This is a genomic window from Hyphomicrobium sp., assembly GCF_036262015.1.
Classification (GTDB): Bacteria; Pseudomonadota; Alphaproteobacteria; order Rhizobiales; family Hyphomicrobiaceae; genus Hyphomicrobium_C.
Genome location: NZ_DATAJR010000006.1, coordinates 21198 through 39573, shown reverse-complemented (window position 1 = coordinate 39573; position 18376 = coordinate 21198). Strand labels below are relative to the sequence as shown.

General features: G+C 62.5%; 20 protein-coding genes. 14 read left to right on the top strand and 6 right to left on the bottom strand.

All coding sequences use genetic code 11. The features are described from left to right. The first annotated feature begins 155 nt into the window (after positions 1-155). From ccmA to VHO05_RS05720, 5 genes are all read left to right on the top strand, one after another. Positions 156-827: a heme ABC exporter ATP-binding protein CcmA gene (ccmA, locus tag VHO05_RS05740; protein WP_329645855.1), complete on the top strand. Its 672-nt coding sequence runs from the start codon at positions 156-158 to the stop codon at positions 825-827. Continuing rightward, on the top strand, positions 824-1492 hold the full coding sequence (gene ccmB / locus VHO05_RS05735; protein ID WP_329645640.1) for a heme exporter protein CcmB: 669 nt from the start codon (positions 824-826) through the stop codon (positions 1490-1492). The genes ccmA and ccmB overlap by 4 nt, the downstream gene beginning before the upstream one ends. 114 nt (positions 1493-1606) lie before the next feature. Further along, the gene (locus tag VHO05_RS05730) at positions 1607-2359 is read left to right on the top strand and encodes a heme ABC transporter permease (RefSeq protein ID WP_329645854.1); all 753 of its coding nucleotides are present in this window, start codon (positions 1607-1609) and stop codon (positions 2357-2359) included. A 5-nt stretch (positions 2360-2364) separates the two neighbouring features. Next, positions 2365-2538 (top strand): heme exporter protein CcmD, encoded by a 174-nt coding sequence (ccmD, locus tag VHO05_RS05725; protein WP_329645639.1) that lies wholly within the window; start codon positions 2365-2367, stop codon positions 2536-2538. A gap of 6 nt (positions 2539-2544) precedes the next feature. Beyond that, entirely contained in the window at positions 2545-3132 is a 588-nt protein-coding gene (locus tag VHO05_RS05720; protein ID WP_329645638.1) for a DsbE family thiol:disulfide interchange protein, read from the top strand. Positions 3133-3141: 9 nt separating this feature from the next. Here VHO05_RS05720 and VHO05_RS05715 read toward each other — a convergent pair whose 3' ends face one another. Then, entirely contained in the window at positions 3142-3354 is a 213-nt protein-coding gene (locus VHO05_RS05715) for a hypothetical protein (RefSeq protein WP_329645637.1), read from the bottom strand. Positions 3355-3517: 163 nt separating this feature from the next. Beyond that, positions 3518-4156 carry a carbonic anhydrase gene (locus VHO05_RS05710; RefSeq protein WP_329645636.1) on the bottom strand — a complete coding sequence of 213 codons (639 nt, stop codon included), beginning with the start codon at positions 4154-4156 and terminating at the stop codon, positions 3518-3520. A 299-nt stretch (positions 4157-4455) separates the two neighbouring features. Here VHO05_RS05710 and VHO05_RS05705 point away from each other — a divergent pair, with 299 nt between their 5' ends. After that, the gene (locus VHO05_RS05705; protein WP_329645635.1) at positions 4456-5988 is read left to right on the top strand and encodes a SulP family inorganic anion transporter; all 1533 of its coding nucleotides are present in this window, start codon (positions 4456-4458) and stop codon (positions 5986-5988) included. 73 nt (positions 5989-6061) lie between these two features. Here the strand turns inward: VHO05_RS05705 and nhaA are convergent, their stop codons facing one another. Both nhaA and VHO05_RS05695 read right to left on the bottom strand, forming a co-directional pair. Further along, positions 6062-7273 (bottom strand): Na+/H+ antiporter NhaA, encoded by a 1212-nt coding sequence (gene nhaA, locus VHO05_RS05700; protein WP_329645634.1) that lies wholly within the window; start codon positions 7271-7273, stop codon positions 6062-6064. A gap of 63 nt (positions 7274-7336) precedes the next feature. Next, positions 7337-8167 carry a pyridoxal kinase gene (locus VHO05_RS05695; protein WP_329645633.1) on the bottom strand — a complete coding sequence of 277 codons (831 nt, stop codon included), beginning with the start codon at positions 8165-8167 and terminating at the stop codon, positions 7337-7339. Between the two features lie 128 nt (positions 8168-8295). Between VHO05_RS05695 and VHO05_RS05690 the strand changes: the two genes are divergently transcribed. After that, positions 8296-9186, top strand: coding sequence for a CoA ester lyase (locus VHO05_RS05690; RefSeq protein ID WP_329645632.1), 891 nt, complete (start codon positions 8296-8298; stop codon positions 9184-9186). A 45-nt stretch (positions 9187-9231) separates the two neighbouring features. Here the strand turns inward: VHO05_RS05690 and VHO05_RS05685 are convergent, their stop codons facing one another. Continuing rightward, on the bottom strand, positions 9232-9699 hold the full coding sequence (locus VHO05_RS05685) for a helix-turn-helix domain-containing protein (protein ID WP_329645631.1): 468 nt from the start codon (positions 9697-9699) through the stop codon (positions 9232-9234). A 110-nt stretch (positions 9700-9809) separates the two neighbouring features. Between VHO05_RS05685 and VHO05_RS05680 the strand changes: the two genes are divergently transcribed. From VHO05_RS05680 to VHO05_RS05650, 7 genes are all read left to right on the top strand, one after another. Next, positions 9810-11186 carry an MFS transporter gene (locus VHO05_RS05680; RefSeq protein ID WP_329645630.1) on the top strand — a complete coding sequence of 459 codons (1377 nt, stop codon included), beginning with the start codon at positions 9810-9812 and terminating at the stop codon, positions 11184-11186. Continuing rightward, positions 11155-12207 carry a MaoC family dehydratase gene (locus VHO05_RS05675; protein ID WP_329645629.1) on the top strand — a complete coding sequence of 351 codons (1053 nt, stop codon included), beginning with the start codon at positions 11155-11157 and terminating at the stop codon, positions 12205-12207. The genes VHO05_RS05680 and VHO05_RS05675 overlap by 32 nt, the downstream gene beginning before the upstream one ends. Before the next feature lie 194 nt (positions 12208-12401). Beyond that, positions 12402-13382: an NAD(P)/FAD-dependent oxidoreductase gene (locus VHO05_RS05670; protein ID WP_329645628.1), complete on the top strand. Its 981-nt coding sequence runs from the start codon at positions 12402-12404 to the stop codon at positions 13380-13382. Positions 13383-13524: 142 nt separating this feature from the next. After that, positions 13525-13950: a succinate dehydrogenase, cytochrome b556 subunit gene (gene sdhC / locus VHO05_RS05665; RefSeq protein WP_329645627.1), complete on the top strand. Its 426-nt coding sequence runs from the start codon at positions 13525-13527 to the stop codon at positions 13948-13950. After that, positions 13947-14327, top strand: coding sequence for a succinate dehydrogenase, hydrophobic membrane anchor protein (gene sdhD, locus VHO05_RS05660; RefSeq protein WP_329645626.1), 381 nt, complete (start codon positions 13947-13949; stop codon positions 14325-14327). The genes sdhC and sdhD overlap by 4 nt, the downstream gene beginning before the upstream one ends. An 8-nt stretch (positions 14328-14335) precedes the next feature. After that, positions 14336-16186 carry a succinate dehydrogenase flavoprotein subunit gene (sdhA, locus tag VHO05_RS05655; RefSeq protein WP_329645625.1) on the top strand — a complete coding sequence of 617 codons (1851 nt, stop codon included), beginning with the start codon at positions 14336-14338 and terminating at the stop codon, positions 16184-16186. A 175-nt stretch (positions 16187-16361) separates the two neighbouring features. After that, complete coding sequence (locus VHO05_RS05650) at positions 16362-16961, top strand: hypothetical protein (protein ID WP_329645624.1); 600 nt, start codon at positions 16362-16364, stop codon at positions 16959-16961. Here VHO05_RS05650 and VHO05_RS05645 read toward each other — a convergent pair. Continuing rightward, on the bottom strand, positions 16958-18316 hold the full coding sequence (locus tag VHO05_RS05645; RefSeq protein ID WP_329645623.1) for an ATP-binding protein: 1359 nt from the start codon (positions 18314-18316) through the stop codon (positions 16958-16960). The two genes, VHO05_RS05650 and VHO05_RS05645, sit on opposite strands and share 4 nt — an antisense overlap. Between the last annotated feature and the right edge of the window lie 60 nt (positions 18317-18376).

Sequence of the window (18376 nt, the reverse complement as noted above, 5' to 3'; positions counted from 1 at the left end):
CACGGGTGCGCCAACGGTATTTTTGCAGTGGCATACTATGAAGCAAGCAAATTATATAGGCACCAAAAGTCGAGAACCAGCACAGTTGTGCTCGTAAATTTTGCAAACCCCTCGCAGACGAACGCGCTTCGAGCGGAACTCCGGTCTGTCGCGTGATCCATCTTCAAGCCGATAATCTGACTGTCGAGCGCGGAACGCGCACCGTCATCTCGAACCTGTCCTTCACGGCGCAGGCCGGTGAAGCGTTGCTGCTCGTCGGGCCAAACGGAGCGGGGAAGACGACGCTGATCCGTACGCTCGCCGGTTTCATTGCGCCCGTTTCCGGGACCATTTCGCTCAAAGGCGACTCGGCAAATCGGGATGTCGCGGAGGTGTGCCACTATGTCGGCCACCTGACGGGCATCAAAGCCAACCTGACCGCCGAGCAGAACCTTGCCTTCTGGGGCGAATATCTCGGAGGAGACAGGGCGACACTCGCGGATCGCGTCGATGCGGCGCTCGGTGACTTTGGCCTCGCCGCCCTCGCCGATTTTCCGGCCGGCCTTCTGTCAGCGGGGCAGAAACGGCGGCTTGGACTCGCGCGCCTCAGCATCGCGACACGCCCGATCTGGCTCCTCGACGAGCCGACCGTTTCGCTGGACGCTGCTTCCACCGAGCTGCTTGCTCGCCTTATCCAACAGCACCTTGCGCGCGACGGTCTCGTGATCGCCGCGACACATCTGCCCCTCGGCCTCGAGCGGCCCGTCTATCTCCGGCTCGGGCCATCTCCCGGAACCTCGACAACCCAATCAGCGGGCCTTCCTCCGGTCGAGGGACAGCAGCCATGAGTGCCTTTCTAGCCCTTCTCAAACGCGATCTCCTCCTCGCCGTGCGTGAGGGCTCGGCGCTCGGGACGGCGCTTGGCTTCTATGTGGTCGTCGTCGCACTGCTGCCGCTTGGGCTCGGCCCCGATCTCAAACTTTTGTCGCGCATTGCGCCGGGCGTGCTGTGGATTGCGCTGCTGCTCGCGGCGTTGCTGTCTCTCCCGCGGTTGTTCGAAGCCGATCACGAGGACGGATCACTCGAAGTGATGGCGACCGCACCTCTTCCTCTGGAACTCGCCGTGACGGCCAAAGCGCTGGCACATTGGATTTCGACCGGCATCCCCCTTGCCCTGATGGCCCCCGTGCTCGGGCTCATGCTCAATCTTGATATCGCGCTGACGCCCGCACTGGTGGCAACCATGCTGGCGGGCACGCCGGCGATCAGCTTTCTCGGCAGTATCGGCGCGGCCTTGACGCTCAAGGCTCGTCGCGGGGGGCTGCTGCTCGCCTTGCTGGTGCTGCCGCTCTACATTCCGACCCTGATTTTCGGTATTTCGGCCATAGGCTTCGCGAGTGTCGGCCAGGACGGGTTCGGCGCCTCACTCCTCATCCTGCTCGCCATATCGGTTGCGTCGCTCGCGGCAGCACCGATTGCCTCGGCTGCGGCGTTGCGCCTTCAAATGTCGTAGGAGTGCGGCGGAGCCGCAAATTGCGGCCTTAGACCGGCCGCCTTAACGTTGTTTAACCTGCCTTCTCCGGGAAAACCGGTTCCCTGTCTTCCGGAAGCGCTTTACATGAAGCCCATGCAAACTCTGACCCAGCGCCTCGCCAACCCGACCCGCTTTATGGAGATCTCTCGCACGATCCTGCCTTGGGTCGCCGGAGGGGCCGTTCTTTTCATCGGGTACGCCATGTACCTCGTGTTCTTCGTCTCACCGCCCGACTATCAGCAGGGCGAAACGGTGAAGATCATGTACATCCACGTGCCGTCGGCCTGGTTGGCCATGATGGGCTATTCGATCGTCGCGGTTTCGAGCTTCGGCCTTCTCGTGTTCCGTCATCCCCTCGCCGACGTATCGGCCAAGGCGGCAGCGCCAATCGGTGCCGCCTTTACGCTCTGCGCGCTGATCACGGGCTCGCTGTGGGGTAAGCCCATGTGGGGCACCTATTGGGTGTGGGACGCCCGGCTGACCTCGGTGTTGATCCTGTTCTTCCTCTACCTCGGCCTGATCGCGCTTCGATCTTCGCTCGAGGACGAGGCACTGGCCGGCAAGCTTACGGCCGTTCTTGCTCTCGTTGGCGTTGCGATCCTTCCGGTGATCAAGTTCTCGGTCGATTGGTGGAACACGTTGCATCAGCCCTCCACCGGCTTCACTTCTACCGTGGACCCGAGTATGCGCACGCCGCTCCTTCTCTCTGCTGTCGGCTTCACGCTGCTGTTCATCGCGCTACATCTCAAGGGCATGCAGAACGAGATCCTGAGGCGACGCGTCAAGGCGATGCGGCTCGCGCAGGTCGAGCACGGCGATCAGTTGTTCTCAGTCCGCGCGGAGTAGACGCCATGGATCTCGGACCACACGCAGCCTTCATCTGGGGATCCTACGGCGCATTCGTCGTCATCGTCGGGCTCCTGATCGGATGGATCCTCTTCGACGGATGGCGACAGGCCAGCGCCCTTGCCGAGGCCGACCGGCGCGGCCTCAGGCGCCGATCCGCGAAAGAAGGCGGAGCTTGAACTGCCATGACCACTGACGCAAACGTCCGCCGCCGTGGCCGCGGCTGGGTGATGGCTCCGCTGCTGATCTTCATCGCACTCGCGGGATTGTTCGCATTCGGACTGACCGGCGATCCCAGCAAGCTACCCTCGGCGCTCATCGGCCGCCCGGTCCCGCAGACCAACTTCCCGCCGCTCGAAGGCCTCACAGACAATGGGCAGCCGGTTCCCGGCTTCCATGCCGCCGACCTCGCGAAGGGCAAGGTTTCGGTTGTGAACTTCTGGGCCTCCTGGTGCGGGCCGTGCATCGAGGAGCATCCTCTCCTCATCACGCTCCGGGAGCGCTCGGGCGTCGATATCTACGGCGTCAACTACAAGGACCAGGCGGAGGCCGGCCGACGCTTCATCGGCCGCTTCGGCAACCCCTTCACGGCCATCGGCACTGATCAAACCGGGCGCAGCGCCATCGAATGGGGTGTCTATGGAATGCCCGAGACGTTCGTCATCAACGGCCGTGGCGAGATCGCCTATAAGCACGTGGGGCCCATCTCCCAAAGCAGCCTGGAGAGCAAGCTGCTGCCCGAGATCGAAAAGGCGCGCACCGCAAGGCCGTGATATCGCTTATCAATTCTGCAGGTACAGCATCACGCGGCGCTGAATTATTTCCGGATCGCTTTCCCCGCGTGCCATCAGCATGATCAGGTTTGCAATGCGCTCCCTGACCGGAGCCCGGTCGACAGTCCAACCGATCTCAAGCCGATCGCAGGACTCGACGAATACCTGCCGGAGTTGAATCAAGTCTTCGTTTTCGAAGAAGGAACGGGGAGCGTACACCATGGGTCTCTGCCTCTTCCATGTCGCGAGACAGGCGGGAGCCCAATTGAAGGCGTCTCTCAGTCGGCATTGCCTGACATCTACTTCGCCGATGCGAGCACGTTAGGGGCGACGGCCGGATGCTGTCGGTAACGAAGCATACATTCCGGCCGCTGCCCAAAATTTGCTACAGCGCGAAGAACTCACCGCGCGAGTGGTTGAGGACACTCAGCTCGCCAGTCGCGATATCGAAGTAGGCGCCGTGAAGGGAAAGACGACCCTTATCCTCTTCCTTCTTCACGAACGGGAATGTTCGCAGATTGGCGATCGAGTTCTTGATGCCTTCCAGTTCGAGCGCCTTCAGCTTTTCGGCGGTCGGGGACATCTGGTGCGATGCCAGGACGCGAAGACGCGCTTCGTCGAGCATCGACATCCAGCGCGAGATGAACATGGCCTCGGTCTGGATTGCAGCGCTTTGGTCGAGTGCCGCCTTGACGCCGCCGCAGCCGGAATGGCCCATGATGATCAAGTGCTTAACCCGGAGATTCATGACCGCGAATTCAATCGCGGTCGAAACGCCGTGGTATTTGCCGCCCGTCTCATAGGGTGGAACGAGGTTCGCGACGTTGCGGACCACAAACATCTCACCGGGCATGGCGGTGAAGATGGTTTCCGGGTCTACGCGGCTGTCACAGCACGAGATAACCATCACTTCCGGGCTTTGGCCGTATCGTGCCAGCTCTTCGTACTGATCGGCATTGGGAACGAAGTGGCGATGCTTGAAGCGGCGGAAGCGGTCGGTCAGGGTTTCGGGGAAGCTCGACATGCTCTATGGCCCAAAGGAAAAGTCAGGAATTTCCAGGTACACGCGGCGGGATCCGTGGCGTGTTACTAAGGTTTTTACCTCAAGCACCGCCGAGTGCGAGCCTGCAATCGTCGCACCCCACCTGCAAGCTGTGCACAGCCCCAGCACCCCTAGCTTGTGACCCTTCGCCGTAAGGCGTCTCACTTCCGGTTGCGGGTGTGACATCCAGCCGCTATCGTCCGCGGCGTTTGGGGAACGCTGCTTCGCAGCAAATAAGGGGCGCGCTGGACAACAACAAAGAAGGCCCGGCGCGATTATTCATGACGTCACAGTCTTCGTCGACCTCGACCCTCAGCAAGGACCTCCTTGCCTCAGTCGTCGTCTTCCTCGTCGCGCTGCCCCTCTGCATGGGCATCTCGATCGCCTCGGGCATGCCGCCGACGGCCGGCATCATTACCGGCATCATCGGCGGCATCATCGTCGGTTCGCTTGCCGGTTCCCCCCTTCAGGTAAGCGGCCCCGCGGCGGGCCTCAGCGTTCTCGTTCTTCAGTTCGTTCAGTCCAACGGTGCCGAGATGCTCGGCGTGGTCGTCCTGTTCGCCGGCCTTCTCCAGTTCGCCGCCGGCACGTTCAAGCTCGGCCAATGGTTCCGCGCCGTTTCACCGGCCGTCATTCACGGCATGCTTGCGGGTATCGGCGTCTTGATCCTCGTCGCACAGTTCCACGTCATGCTCGACGGCAAGCCGATCGGCACCGGCATCCAGAACCTCATCGGCATTCCCGGTGCGCTGCTGGCCGCCTTCCAAGCGGGTGACCACACGCTCAAGGCGGGCGCCATCGGCCTTCTCACGATCCTCGCCATTGCGGGCTGGTCGTTCGCCCCCAAGTCTTGGCGCATGATGCCCGCGCCGCTGGTCGGTGTGATCGTGGCTATGATTGCCGCAAGCGTTCTCCGCCTCACGGACATTCACTACGTCCAAGTGCCGGACAACATCTGGTCGACGGTCGTATTCCCGACGCCAGAAAATCTGATGCGCATCTTCGAAACACCGATCCTCATCGGCGCCATCTCAATCGCCTTCATCGCCAGCGCGGAAACACTGCTCTGTGCAACGGCTGTCGATCAGATGCACAGCGGCCCACGCACGAAGTACGACAAGGAACTCACGGCGCAGGGCGTCGGCAATACGCTTTGCGGCCTGCTCGGCGTGCTGCCGATGACCGGCGTCATCGTGCGCTCGGGCGCCAACGTCGATGCCGGAGCTGTGACGCGTGCCTCTGCGATCTTGCACGGCATCTGGCTGCTCCTATTCGCGAGCGTACTGCCGTTCACACTGACTTATATTCCAGTCTCCGCACTCGCGGCGGTGCTCGTCTATACCGGCTACAAGCTTGCGTATCCGAAGATCGTGCCGACCTTGCGGAAGTACGGCACGAGCGAGGTTGCGATCTATTTCATTACCATCGCGACAATCGTCGCCACCAACCTGCTCGCAGGCGTGGTCGTCGGCCTTGTGCTATCGCTCATCAAGCTGCTCTATGCGTTCTCGCACCTCGAGATCCGCAAGGAGGAGTCAGGCGACCGCGTTGATCTCCATCTTAAAGGCGCGGCGACGCTGATCCGTTTGCCGATACTCGCAAGCGAGCTGGAACGGCTCAAGCCCAACACGCATGTGCACGTCCATATCGGCGATCTCGACTACATCGATCATGCCTGCATCGACCTGCTGACGAACTGGGACCGCCAACACAAGACGACCGGCGGCTCGCTCGACATCGAGTGGGATGGGCTTACCGAGAAGTACAAGGCGCGGAGCAGCCTGCGCGCGCGTGCCGAAGCGACCGGCCGCTGACGACATCAGCTCCAGCGCACAACCATGATGCGGTTATGGCCGGGCTCGTCCCGGCCATATTTTTTGGCACCGTTCAACGCTTGGCTGAGGACGGTGGCGCGAGAGCTGGCTTGGCGCGTGTGAGGATCAGATATCCGATCAGGGCCGCGCAAATCGAGCCGGAGAGGACACCGATCCGAATGTCGGCGGCGTATTGCGGCTCCGGGAACGCGAGCATGCCGATGAACAAGCTCATGGTGAAACCGATGCCCGCCAATACGGACACCCCGAAGAGCTGAGTCCACGACGCACCTTCGGGCCGTGATCCTGCCCCAAATGCGATCGCCAGAGACGAGAAGCCGAAGACACCGATGGCCTTGCCAACCAATAGGCCGAGCGCGATTCCGAGCGGGATGGGGCTTACCAACTTCGCCAGTGTCAAACCCGCCAGAGAGACGCCCGCGTTGGCAAACGCGAACGCCGGCAGCACGCCGAAGTTCACCCATGGATGCAGGTTCTCCTGGAGCCGCGAGGCGAGCGATTCCGAGGTTTTGTGCCTGTCGCCGTTTACGATTGGGGTCAGGGGAATGGCGAACGCAGTAATGACACCAGCCAGCGTGGCGTGCACACCGGACTTCAGCACGCAAAGCCAGACAAAAAAGCCCATCAGCACATAGGCGGCCGTGCTGGTCACACCACGGCGATTGAGGACGACCAAGCCGACAACGCCGAGACCGGCGAGCAGCAACGCCATCATCGACAAATTGTAGGTGTAGAAGAACGCAATGATCAAAATCGCGCCGAGATCGTCGATAATGGCGAGCGCGAGAAGATAGATCTTCAACGCTGGCGGAATGCGCGAGCCGACGAGCGCCAGAACGCCGACCGCGAATGCAATGTCGGTTGCGGTCGGAATCGCCCAACCGGCAATAGCGTGCGGGTCATTGCGGTTGATCCCTATGTAGATGAGCGCCGGGACAATCATGCCACCCAGGGCGCCGAGCGCAGGCAGCGCGGCCTGCTTCACGGTCGAAAGCTCGCCTTCGACCAACTCACGTTTGATCTCGAGACCCACGTGAAAAAAGAAAATGGCCATCAGGCCGTCGTTGATCCAATGGAGCAGGTTCTTGTCAATGCCCCATTCGCCGATCTTGACCGAGAGGTGCGTATCGAGGAGTGCGCCATAGAGGGCCGCGAGCGGCGAGTTGGCTAACAGGAGAGCCAGCATTGCTGCCATGAGCAGCATGACGCCGCCGGACGCTTCATGATGAACGAACTTGAGCGCGCCGCGCAGCTTGCCAACCATCACAACTCTTTCCTAATGCGTTGATTTTCCATCTTTTGCGGGATGCCCTATCGCGGGTCAACTCTATTCGGCCGCGAGGTCGACCATGCTCAATGGGGCAGCACGGTGCCACTCGATCGGGCTCGCCAACTGCAGCTCATCGTGACCGCTGCTGGCTGCAATCGCTGCAGCAACGCCAGCGGCAGCAAAAGCCGCACTTGCAAGCGGATCCTTTCCTTCGAGCGCACGTGCCGTGAAGAGTGCCGTCAGAAGATCTCCGGTGCCAAGCGGAACATCACGTACTCGCGGCACGCTGCAAAGCCCGGCGCGTGTTTCGGTGACGATCACGTTCGCGAGCCGCTCGGGTCCATCATGAACGGAGCTTGCGAGTACGATCGCAGGCGGCAGCGCACGCGCCGCCTCGATGACATCAGCCAGCGTTTCAATCGTGCGATCCGAAAGAAACGCGAGCTCAAAGGGATTGGGTTTCACGTGGGTCGCACGCGGGAGCAAACGGTCGTGGACGGCGTGTGCGACGCTTTTCGGCACGTAGAGTCCGCCGGGATGATCGCCGAGCACAGGATCGCAGACGATCAACGCATCGGGCCTGACGGCGCGTACGCGCTCGATCATCGTCTCGACAAGGCGGACGTGATCAGGGCTCGGCAGGTATCCCGTCTGAATGCCGTCGACCTTCGCCAGCCACCCGTTCGCATCGAACGCCTCAAACATGGCGACGAGCGTTTCCGGAGGAACTGCCGCCCCGTCCGCGCGGGGATGCCCGAGGTGGTTTGAAAGGAGCGTGGTTGGGAACGCGATGACCTCGTGGCCCATGCGATCCAACGCGGGCATGATGGCACGCAGTCCTACGGTGCCGCGGGCCACAAACGAGGAGACTGCAAGAATGGTCGCCATTTTGATCCTTCGCTCTCAGCGCCATAAATCCGGTGGGCTGAGCATATAGTCGCGTTGGTCCACGCTGCGCTTTGCAGTATTTTTGCACTGCACCGTACGCGCCTCCCAAAAAAAACGAGACGAACCCGATGACTCTCATTCGTCCCCGACGCAGCGTCCTCTATATGCCCGGCGCGAACGACCGCGCGCTCGAAAAATCGCGATCCTTGCCCGCTGATGCGCTGATCCTGGACCTCGAGGACTCGGTCGCACCCGACGCAAAGGTTGAAGCGCGCAAAAAGGTTGTCGCGGCGGTGAAGGAGGGCGGCTACGGGCGGCGCGAGATCGTCATCCGCCCCAATGCGCTCGAAACGGCCTGGGGTACGGCCGACATCCTGGCTGCGGCCTCCGCCGCGCCGGATGCCATTCTCATTCCGAAGGTGCAGCATCCGGGCGACATCATCAGCGCGGCAAAAATCCTGAAGTCTGTCAACGCGCCCGAGAAGACGAAGCTCTGGGCGATGATGGAGACGCCGCTCTCAATCCTGCACGCGGCGCAGATCGCGGCCGTGGGTGCCGACCCCGAAAACCGGCTCGTTTGCCTCGTCATGGGCACGAACGATCTCTTGAAAGAAAGCCGGGCGCGCGCCTTGCACGACCGGTTCGCGGTGGTGCCGTGGCTGGCGCTGACCGTGGTGGCAGCTCGCGGGTACGGCCTCGACATCATCGACGGCGTCTACAACGACTTCAAGGACGAGACGGGTTTCCGCACAGAGTGCGAGCATGGGCGTACACTCGGCATGGACGGGAAGACGTTGATCCATCCCTCGCAAGTGACGCCGTGCAACGAGATCTTCGCGCCCACGGACGAAGAAATCCTGTGGTCGAAAAAGATCATCCGCGCGTTCGAGGAGCCGGAGAACGCCTCCAAGGGCGTCATTACAGTCGAGGGCAAGATGGTTGAGCGGCTGCACCTGGTGCAGGCCAAACGGACGGTTGCGATCGCCAACTCGGTTAAGGAAATCGAGGAGTGGTTCTAGGGCTTGGTCGGGATCAGCGTGCGGCTGCGTTCCGGTGGCGAAGGTCTATCTCTTCAGCCCCGGCCCTTCTCCCAACTTTCGCACATAAGTCTCACTCCAGGTGAGCGCTCGTCCATCGGATGCACGCAATTCGAGACGCCCCACCGGATCACCGTTCGTAGTATCGACCAGCACGGAATGCTCTTCGTCGGGTCCGCACAGCTGGTCTTCGCCCCATTGGCGTAAGGCGACGAGGACGAGGAAAAGGCCGCGCCCTTTTTCGGTCAGGATGTACTCCCGATAGGCGCTGCCGTCGGAAGCCGGCACGGTCTCCAGAATTCCGCGCTCCGTGAGGTCACGCAGACGGTTCGCCAGCATGCCCTTGGCAATGCCGAGCCCGGTCTGGAATTCGTTGAAACGCCGTATGCCGTCGAAGGCATCCCGGATAATCAGCAGTGACCACCAGTCGCCAATCACATCAAGCGCCCGTGCCACAGGACATCCCGCTCCCGCCAGGCTGACCCGCTTGACCATGTGTCCCGAACCTTTGCTCGCATCCAGATCCGGTTCTAAAATAGAACTAGATTTGCCGCCCCACAAGTGGTCTCGTCATAGGACTGGAACACTCAGGCGAGGGACGGTCCATGCACCGTGGCGGGGCGAACGAAGAAAAGCACATATCGGCCAACGGGTTGTCGAGGTCCACGGCATTGATTTTCGCAGCCGCGGCTGGTCTCAGCGTTGCGAACGTCTACTACGCCCAGCCGCTACTCGACGCGATCGCAGGTGATTTCGGGATTGCCCCGGCAGCGATCGGGCTTGTCGTAACCCTCACGCAGATCGGATACGCGCTCGGACTCTTCTTCATCGTGCCGCTCGGCGATCTTCTCGACCGGCGCCGACTCGTTGTTGCCCAAGGCCTCTTATCGGCGTTCGCTCTCGTTGCAGTCGCGACAGCCAGGACGGAGGGTGTCCTGTTTGCCGGCATGGCCGCGATCGGCCTCCTGGCGGTCGTGGCACAGGTGCTCGTCGCCTTTGCCGCGACGCTGGCCGCATCATCCGAGCGCGGCAGGGCTGTCGGACTGGTGACCAGCGGGATCGTGATCGGCATCCTCGCAGCCCGTTTCGTTGCCGGAGTTCTGGCCGATCTCGGGGGCTGGCGTGCCGTCTATCTCGTTTCGGCTGGCCTCACGCTCGCCATGACCTGTCTCCTCATCCGTATCCTGCCAAGGAGCCGGTCGCCGGAACAAACCGACGGCTACTTCGCCACGCTCCGCTCTATTCCAGTTTTGTTCCTACGGGAGCCCTTGCTCCTCATCCGTGGCGTCCTGGCGTTGTTTCTGTTCGCGGCATTCAGCACGTTCTGGACTGCGCTGGTGCTACCGCTGAGCGCTCCTCCGTTCTCTTTCTCCCATAGCGAGATCGGCCTTTTCGGCCTCGTCGGCCTTGCAGGTGCGGCGGCGGCAAGCCGCGCGGGCAGACTGGCGGATCGCGGCCTTGGCCAATGGACAACCGGCCTCTCGCTCGTGCTCCTCATTGCATCGTGGGGGCTGATCGCGCTGTTGCCGGTGTCGATCGCCGCACTCGTCATCGGCGTCGTGCTGCTCGACCTTGCGGTGCAGGCGATCCACGTCACCAATCAAAGCATCATCTTCGCGCGCCACCCCGAGGCGCGCAGCCGTCTCGTCGGCGGCTACATGGTGTTCTATTCGATCGGCAGTGCCATGGGTGCAACTGCATCCACGATGGCCTATGCCCATGCCGGCTGGATTGGCGTCTCGATGCTCGGGGTGGCATTTAGCAGCGCTGCATTGCTCGTCTGGGTTGGCACGCGCCGCAGAAGCTTGTCCTCCCCCTCCCAATCGTCCGCAGTATCGCTGCTGCGAATGGCGCAAAGGGTGCGGCAAGCGAGCAATATGGCGCACTCGCACAGAGCCGCCAAAAGTGGCATACGACCCCCCTACGACCCATTTCGACCGAGCGAGCGCGATGACCAAGACCAATCCGGGCAACTTCTTTGAAGATTACAGCGTTGGGCAGATTCTGAACCACGCTACGCCGCGCACGCTGACGGAAGGTGACGTGGCGCTCTACACCAGCCTTTATGGTCCCCGTTTCGCCGTTCAGTCCTCGGACCAGTTTGCCCGCGCCATCGGCTATCCCCGGTCACCGGTGGACGATCTCCTGCTATTCCACGTGGTGTTCGGAAAGACCGTTCCCGATGTCTCGCTGAACGCCATCGCCAACCTCGGCTACGCTGGCGGCCGCTTTCTGAAGCCGGCCTATCCGGGCGATACGCTCTCAACCGTCTCGGAAGTCATTGGACTCAAAGAAAATTCCAACCGGGAGACGGGCACCGTCTACGTCCGCTCGACGGGGCGCAATCAGAAGGGCGAGGTGGTGCTCGAGTACACCCGCTGGGTGATGGTGCGGAAACGCGACAAGGCTTCTCCGGCGCCGGACGCCGTGGTGCCTCAGCTTCCCGACCGCGTCGATCCCAAGGACATCGGCGGCGCAGTGCCGCCGCTCGACATCGCCGCCTATAACTTCGCCGAGGCTGGGGCTCCCTATCGCTGGGGCGACTACGAAGTCGGCGAGCGCATCGACCACGTCGACGGCATGACGCTCGAAGAAGCCGAGCACCAGATGGCGACGCGCCTCTACCAGAATACGGCCAAGGTGCACTTCAACCAGCACACGGAAGCCAAGGGCCGCTTTGGCAAGCGCATCGTCTACGGCGGTGTGACGATCTCGCTGGCGCGCGCGCTCTCGTTCAACGGCATGAACAACGCCTTCCACATCGCGGCGATCAACGGTGGCCGCCACGTGGCTCCGCTGTTTGCGGGTGATACCGTCTATTCCTGGTCGGAAGTGCTGGAAAAGGCGGAGCTTCCCGGCCGGACCGACGTCGGCGCGCTGCGGACCCGCCTGGTCGCGGTCAAGAACCAGGATGCGAGCAGCTTCCCCTTCAAGAAGGACAGCGGCGAATACGCGGAGGGCGTGATCCTCGATCTCGACATCTGGGTTGTGCTGCCGCGCTAAGCGGACGTTCTCGCGCAATGTTCTTCGTGCTTGAGGCAACTATCGTTTTCGGTAGTTGCCAATCATTCGCGATTCATCGCTTGTCTTCGAGATCGTTTTCACGCGAGACTTTCCAGCGGACTGCGCACGCGCCTGACCCACAAGAATGAGACCTGCTGTTTTCCGGGAGGGGCGACTGTCTCGCCAGCTAACTCTTGACGCATAAGGTGGCCGTCATCGGCGCCGGTTTGGCCGGGTTGTCTTGCTCGTCCTACCTCAGACGTGCGGGCTGCTTCGTGGAAGTGTTCGAGCAAGAGCGCGTGATTGGCGGTCGCGTGGCGACAGCTCGTAACGGGCTCGTGGCGTTCGATTCCGGCGCGCAGTACCTCACGGCCCGTTCGGACAAGTTTCGCGCCTACATCAACGAGCTCGTGTCGGCCGGCTATGCGGCCCGCTGGGATCCCAAGACGACATCGGGCGACACCAAAGGCGTCCAGCTTCACACATGGTATGTGGGCACGCCGGGCATGTCGTCCATCGTGCGCCCCCTCGCCGAGAGCATTCGCGTTCACACCGGAAAGAAGGTTCACACGTTGTCACGGACCGACAAGGGGTGGATGGTGTGGTTCGAGGACCAGACGAGCGTGGGACCCTTCGCGGCCGTGGCAGTGGCCATCCCGGCGCCAGCGGCGCGCCTGCTCCTTGGCCGGGTGGAAGGCATGGTGGAAGCCCTGTCGCGCGTTCGGATGCTGCCGACCTGGGCCGTGATGGTGCGGCTCGCCGAGCGCACGCTGCCGGATCAGGACGTTTATTCCGATATGTCCGAGGTGCTGCGCTGGATCGCGCGCAACAGCTCGAAGCCTGGCCGCAGCGCCACGGGCGGCGGCGAGACCATCGTCATCCATGCGTCTCCCAACTGGAGTCGCGAAACCGAGGATGCCGAACCCGAAGCCGTAGCCGAAGAGATCTGGGGCGAGGTGACCCGGCAGCTCGGCTTGCCACCCGTCACGCCGCAGCTCATGACCGCGCACCTCTGGCGGCATGGCCTCGTCGAGCAGTCGCTCGGCGAAAGCTTCATTTACTCGACCCACCACAGGCTCGGCACCGCCGGGGACTGGTGTCTCGGGCGTTTGGCCGAGCATGCCTACGAAAGCGGGCAGGGCCTCGGGAAGGCAATCGTCGGCTCTCTAACCTGAGTTGGTGAATCGTATTTTTACCGCTGCCGTCCGCGGCAGCAACGTAACAATTTGGCGAATTGCCCGGTTTGCCGGTGCGAGCTAAAAGGCCGACACGGTCTCAAGGCCGCCGCAGCCCGTGCATCCAAAGGGACGAATACCAATGGCTGATGCCAACGCGAAGCGAGGCTCGCAAGCGGCACGTCCGCTCTCGCCGCACCTGCAGATCTACAAAATGCCGATCAACATGCTGATGTCGATTGTGCATCGCATCACCGGAGGGGCGCTCTACGTCGGCACGATCCTGGTCGCTTGCGTTCTGGTTGCCGCGGCGAGCGGCGCGGATGCCTACAATACCGTGACGAGCTGGCTTGCCTGGTGGCCGGGTCAGATCGTCCTGATCGGTTACACCTGGGCATTGCTACATCACCTGGCAGGCGGTGTCCGCCATTTCATCTGGGATACCGGACACGGCTATGCGCTCGAAACGGTCGATCTCCTGTCCTGGGGGACGCTGGCCTTTTCCGCCACCGCGACGGTCTTGATTTGGGGCTATGTGCTCCTCTGCACTGGAGGCGCCGCGCCATGAGCATGCGTACCCCTCTCAAGAACGTCCGCTATCTCGGATCGGCCAAAGAAGGCGCGGACCATTTCTGGCTCCAGCGCGTGACCGCAGCGGCCAATCTCCTACTCTCGATCTTCGCGATCTGTTTGGTCCTCAGTCTGGTCGGTGCCGACCACGGGCAAGTCAAGGCAACGTTGGCGAACCCGCTCTATGCACTGCCGCTGTTGCTGTTCGTCGTGTCGGCGGCCATTCATATGCGCCTCGGGATGCAGGTCATCATCGAGGACTATGTGCACGGCGAAGCCGCCAAGATCGCGCTGCTGCTGCTCAATACGTTCTTTGCGATCGCGGTCGCTGGAGCGAGCACCCTTTCCATCCTCAAGCTCTCCTTCGGAGGCTAAGCGTACCCATGGCCGCCAAGACCAACGGCAAAGATCCCGCTTCGGTGAGCGCTCCCGCCATCAACGGGAAGGCCTATCCCACACAAGACCACACCTATGACGTGATCGTTGTCGGTGCTGGCGGCGCCGGATTGCGCGCGACGCTCGGCGCCGCGGAAGCCGGCCTCAAGACGGCCTGCATCACGAAGGTTTTCCCGACCCGCTCGCATACGGTCGCCGCACAAGGTGGCGTTGCCGCTTCGCTCGGCAACATGGGTCCGGACAACTGGCGCTGGCACATGTACGACACCGTCAAAGGGTCGGATTGGCTCGGCGACCAGGATGCCATCGAGTATCTCTGCCGCCACGCGCCGGATGCCGTTTACGAGCTCGAGCACTACGGCGTTCCGTTCTCGCGCACGGAAGACGGCAAGATCTATCAGCGTCCGTTCGGCGGCATGACGACCGAGTTCGGCTCGGGACCGCCCGCCCAGCGCACGTGCGCGGCGGCCGACCGCACCGGCCACGCCATGCTGCATACACTCTACGGCCAGTCGCTTCGTCACTCGGCCGAGTTCTTCATCGAGTACTTCGCGCTCGATCTCCTGATGGACGACGAGGGCGTCTGTCGCGGCGTGATCGCGCTCTCAATGGAAGACGGTACGATCCACCGCTTCCGCGCCAAGCGCACCATTCTCGCGACGGGCGGCTATGGGCGCGCGTATTTCTCGTGCACATCGGCACACACCTGCACCGGCGACGGCAACGCGATGGTGCTGCGCGCGGGCCTGCCGCTGCAGGACATGGAATTCGTGCAGTTCCATCCAACCGGCATCTACGGCGCGGGCGTTCTCATTACAGAGGGCGCGCGCGGCGAAGGCGGCTATCTCACGAACGCGCAGGGCGAGCGCTTCATGGAGCGCTATGCCCCCCACGCCAAGGATCTTGCCTCACGCGACGTCGTTTCGCGCTCGATGACGATCGAGATCCGCGAAGGCCGCGGCGTCGGCGGCGACAACGATCACATCTATCTGCACCTCGACCATCTAGATCCGAAAATCCTTCACGAGCGCCTGCCCGGCATCACGGAGAGCGCGAAGGTATTCGCGGGCGTGGATCTCACACGCCAGCCGATCCCCGTTCTGCCGACGGTGCACTACAACATGGGCGGCATCCCGACGAACTATCACGGCGAGGTGCTGACGCTGAAGGGCGGTAATCCGGATCACATCGTTCCGGGCCTCATGGCCATCGGCGAAGCGGCCTGCGTCTCGGTGCATGGCGCGAACCGTCTCGGCTCGAATTCGCTCATCGATCTCGTCGTGTTCGGACGGGCAGCGGCCTTGCGGTGCGAGTCGACGATCGAGACCGGCGCGTCGCAACCCGACTTCCACAAGGGAGCAACGGACGCTGCGCTCGCGCGCCTCGACCGCTATCGCTATGCGAAGGGCAAAGAGCCGACGGCGGCGCTGCGCCTCAAGATGCAGAAGGTCATGCAAGCCAACTGCGCCGTGTTCCGTGACGGGCCAGTGCTCAAGGAGGGCGTCGAGAAGATCACCGAGATCTGGAAGCAGACGCGCGACATTGGCGTGACCGACCGCTCCCTGATCTGGAATTCGGATCTGATCGAGACGCTCGAATACGACAACCTGATCGCGCAGGCAGCGGTGACGGTCGTCGGTGCCGAGAACCGTAAGGAGAGCCGCGGCGCGCACGCCCGTGAGGACTATCCGAACCGCGACGATGCCAACTGGATGAAGCACACGTTGGCATTTGCCGACTATGCGACGCAATCGGTGAAGATCGATTTCCGGCCTGTGCACACGCATACGTTGACCAACGAAATCAAGTACATCGAGCCGAAGGCGCGCGTGTATTAGGCTTTTTTGGCCGTTTTTTCACCTATCCCGGGACGGCTGCCGCCTTCTCGACAGAGTGGTGTGATGAAAGCGAGCCGGGGCCGCAAGTCTCCACGTGTCATGGGCGACCTCAGCGTAAATGTTGTCGCCTTTTTCGGCTGCGGCGCCGGTCTGCACAACAGTGAGCAGTCAACCTTTGGCTAAAGATTCCGGACCTTCGGCGCCCGACGATGGCGATTCAAGGATCGCTCCCGATCCCTTCGCTGCCGTTCTGCCGGCCATTGCGGCGCTCGGAACCATATCTTCCATCGCCACCATCAATTGGGCCGCGCGCGAGCGCGCCACCGATCGGATGCGGCCAAAGCGGAAGGCCGTGACGGCACTGCGGGAACTGGAGACCTGCTGCCTGCACCTCTGCGAGATCTTCCGGCGGTTTCAGCGCAACCCAAAGCTATTCGCAGGTGAGGGCGCGCAGGGGGGAACGCCTCTCAAATTCGGCGTGCACGGACCGCGCGTGGGACCCGACGCGGCCAAGATCTACCAACAGGCCATCAACGATGTCGCCTCGATGCTGGTGCTTGCCTCGCAGAGCGCATTCGAGGTGATGTGCGCCGTGGAAGACGGCACGGTTGAAGCTCCCGAGGAAATCTTCTTCGGCTTCGGCGAATGCCAGGACCGGCTCAACAAGCTGATCCAGAACCGGGCAACGCTCAAAGCGTCCGTGGACACCGGAGTGGAGGTTGCCGAGCGACTGGCATCGCTCGTGCGGGAGCTCAAAAAGTACCGGACGGACTAGCTGCGCGCTCCGCCGAGCTCGTCGAACAGGATCGAGAACGTCGAGCCTTTGCCGACAGCGCTCGAGATCCTGAGTTCGCCGCGGTGGCGGATGACGATGTGCTTCGCGATCGCCAATCCAAGACCAGTGCCGCCCTTCTCGCGGCTGGCGGCGGCATTGGCGCGATAGAAGCGCTCCGTCAGGCGGGGAATGTGCTCCGGCGCGATGCCCGGTCCATCGTCGGCGACGGCTACGAGCGCGCGCGGTTGAGGGGGCGATCCATCCATCACCCGCGAGATCGCAATCTCCACACGGCCGCCCTCGCGTCCATACTTGATGGCGTTGTGCACGAGATTCTGGATGACCTGCACAATCTCGTCGCGATCACCGCGGATGCGGAGCGGCGTGTCGCTTTTCGTAACGACGATCTTCATCTTGTTTCCGGCGGCGAGCGGATCGAGCGCCTGGGCCACGTAGGACGCCACTTCGTTCAGATCGAGCATGCCGCGCGGCGGAAGATGAACACGCATCTCGACACGGCTCAGCGACAGCAGATCGTCGATCAGCCGCGTCATGCGCGTCGCTTGGCTCGACATGATGGTAAGGAAGCGCGCACGCGCCTCGGGATCGTCCCGTGCCGGGCCCTGAAGCGTTTCGACGAACCCGCGCAGAGACGCGAGCGGCGTGCGAAGCTCGTGGCTTGCGTTGGCGATGAAGTCGGCGCGCATCTGCGCAAGCTTGTCCTGCTCGGTCAGATCGCGAAACGACACGATGAGGAGCGGAATACCGCGGCGGACTTCTCGGCCACCAATCCGGGATACAGTCGCCGAGATGCGCCGCTCAACGGGCACGCGCTCGAACAGATCGACGACCACGGCTTCGTTCGATGTCACCGCCTTTTCGACGGCGTCGTTGAGCTCGGGGTTGCGCGAAAGCTGACTTAGCTGCTGGCCGACGCGCACCTTGGGAAACAGCTCTTCGAGCCTGGCGTTGAAATGCAGAATGCTGAAGTTCTGATCCAGCGCGACGGCCGCATCAGGAACGGCATCGAGCAGCAGGCGCCAACTGTCGCCGTCCCGGTCGCCGGAGGAGTGCCCGCGGCGGGGCGGGGGCGGATCACGGAAATCCGCTATTCCGTCCTCGTCGTCAGCGCCCCCACCGGCGATGATCATTGCCATAGCGATGAACCCGGCCGCAGTCAGCCATCCGGGCAGACCACCCGCAAGTGCCAGGATCGCAACGACGGCTGCAGCAAAGAAAAGCGCGCGCGCATGCCGACGGAGCCGGAGCCGCACGGGCTGCAGCTTCGACACGAGAGAAGTCGCGAGCGATTTGATCGCTGCCAGGGGTTGGGTCGGCAGCCGGGGATCCGTCATGGGACCCCATATTGCCTCGATCTTAGCCGGTGTCTCAACCCTCACGGCGCACCGTTCCGG

Bases quoted from the DNA above. Each gene is read 5' to 3' on its own strand.
- VHO05_RS05705 (WP_329645635.1), top strand. From the start codon at position 4,456: ATGACGTCACAGTCTTCGTCGACCTCGACCCTCAGCAAGGACCTCCTT.
- VHO05_RS05720 (WP_329645638.1), top strand. From the start codon at position 2,545: ATGACCACTGACGCAAACGTCCGCCGCCGTGGCCGCGGCTGGGTGATG.
- ccmB (WP_329645640.1), top strand. From the start codon at position 824: ATGAGTGCCTTTCTAGCCCTTCTCAAACGCGATCTCCTCCTCGCCGTG.
- VHO05_RS05645 (WP_329645623.1), bottom strand. From the start codon at position 18,316: ATGACGGATCCCCGGCTGCCGACCCAACCCCTGGCAGCGATCAAATCG.
- VHO05_RS05710 (WP_329645636.1), bottom strand. From the start codon at position 4,156: ATGTCGAGCTTCCCCGAAACCCTGACCGACCGCTTCCGCCGCTTCAAG.
- VHO05_RS05685 (WP_329645631.1), bottom strand. From the start codon at position 9,699: ATGGTCAAGCGGGTCAGCCTGGCGGGAGCGGGATGTCCTGTGGCACGG.
- VHO05_RS05690 (WP_329645632.1), top strand. From the start codon at position 8,296: ATGACTCTCATTCGTCCCCGACGCAGCGTCCTCTATATGCCCGGCGCG.
- VHO05_RS05695 (WP_329645633.1), bottom strand. From the start codon at position 8,167: ATGGCGACCATTCTTGCAGTCTCCTCGTTTGTGGCCCGCGGCACCGTA.
- VHO05_RS05675 (WP_329645629.1), top strand. From the start codon at position 11,155: ATGACCAAGACCAATCCGGGCAACTTCTTTGAAGATTACAGCGTTGGG.
- sdhC (WP_329645627.1), top strand. From the start codon at position 13,525: ATGGCTGATGCCAACGCGAAGCGAGGCTCGCAAGCGGCACGTCCGCTC.
- ccmD (WP_329645639.1), top strand. From the start codon at position 2,365: ATGGATCTCGGACCACACGCAGCCTTCATCTGGGGATCCTACGGCGCA.
- VHO05_RS05730 (WP_329645854.1), top strand. From the start codon at position 1,607: ATGCAAACTCTGACCCAGCGCCTCGCCAACCCGACCCGCTTTATGGAG.
- VHO05_RS05715 (WP_329645637.1), bottom strand. From the start codon at position 3,354: ATGGTGTACGCTCCCCGTTCCTTCTTCGAAAACGAAGACTTGATTCAA.
- nhaA (WP_329645634.1), bottom strand. From the start codon at position 7,273: ATGGTTGGCAAGCTGCGCGGCGCGCTCAAGTTCGTTCATCATGAAGCG.
- VHO05_RS05680 (WP_329645630.1), top strand. From the start codon at position 9,810: ATGCACCGTGGCGGGGCGAACGAAGAAAAGCACATATCGGCCAACGGG.
- sdhD (WP_329645626.1), top strand. From the start codon at position 13,947: ATGAGCATGCGTACCCCTCTCAAGAACGTCCGCTATCTCGGATCGGCC.
- sdhA (WP_329645625.1), top strand. From the start codon at position 14,336: ATGGCCGCCAAGACCAACGGCAAAGATCCCGCTTCGGTGAGCGCTCCC.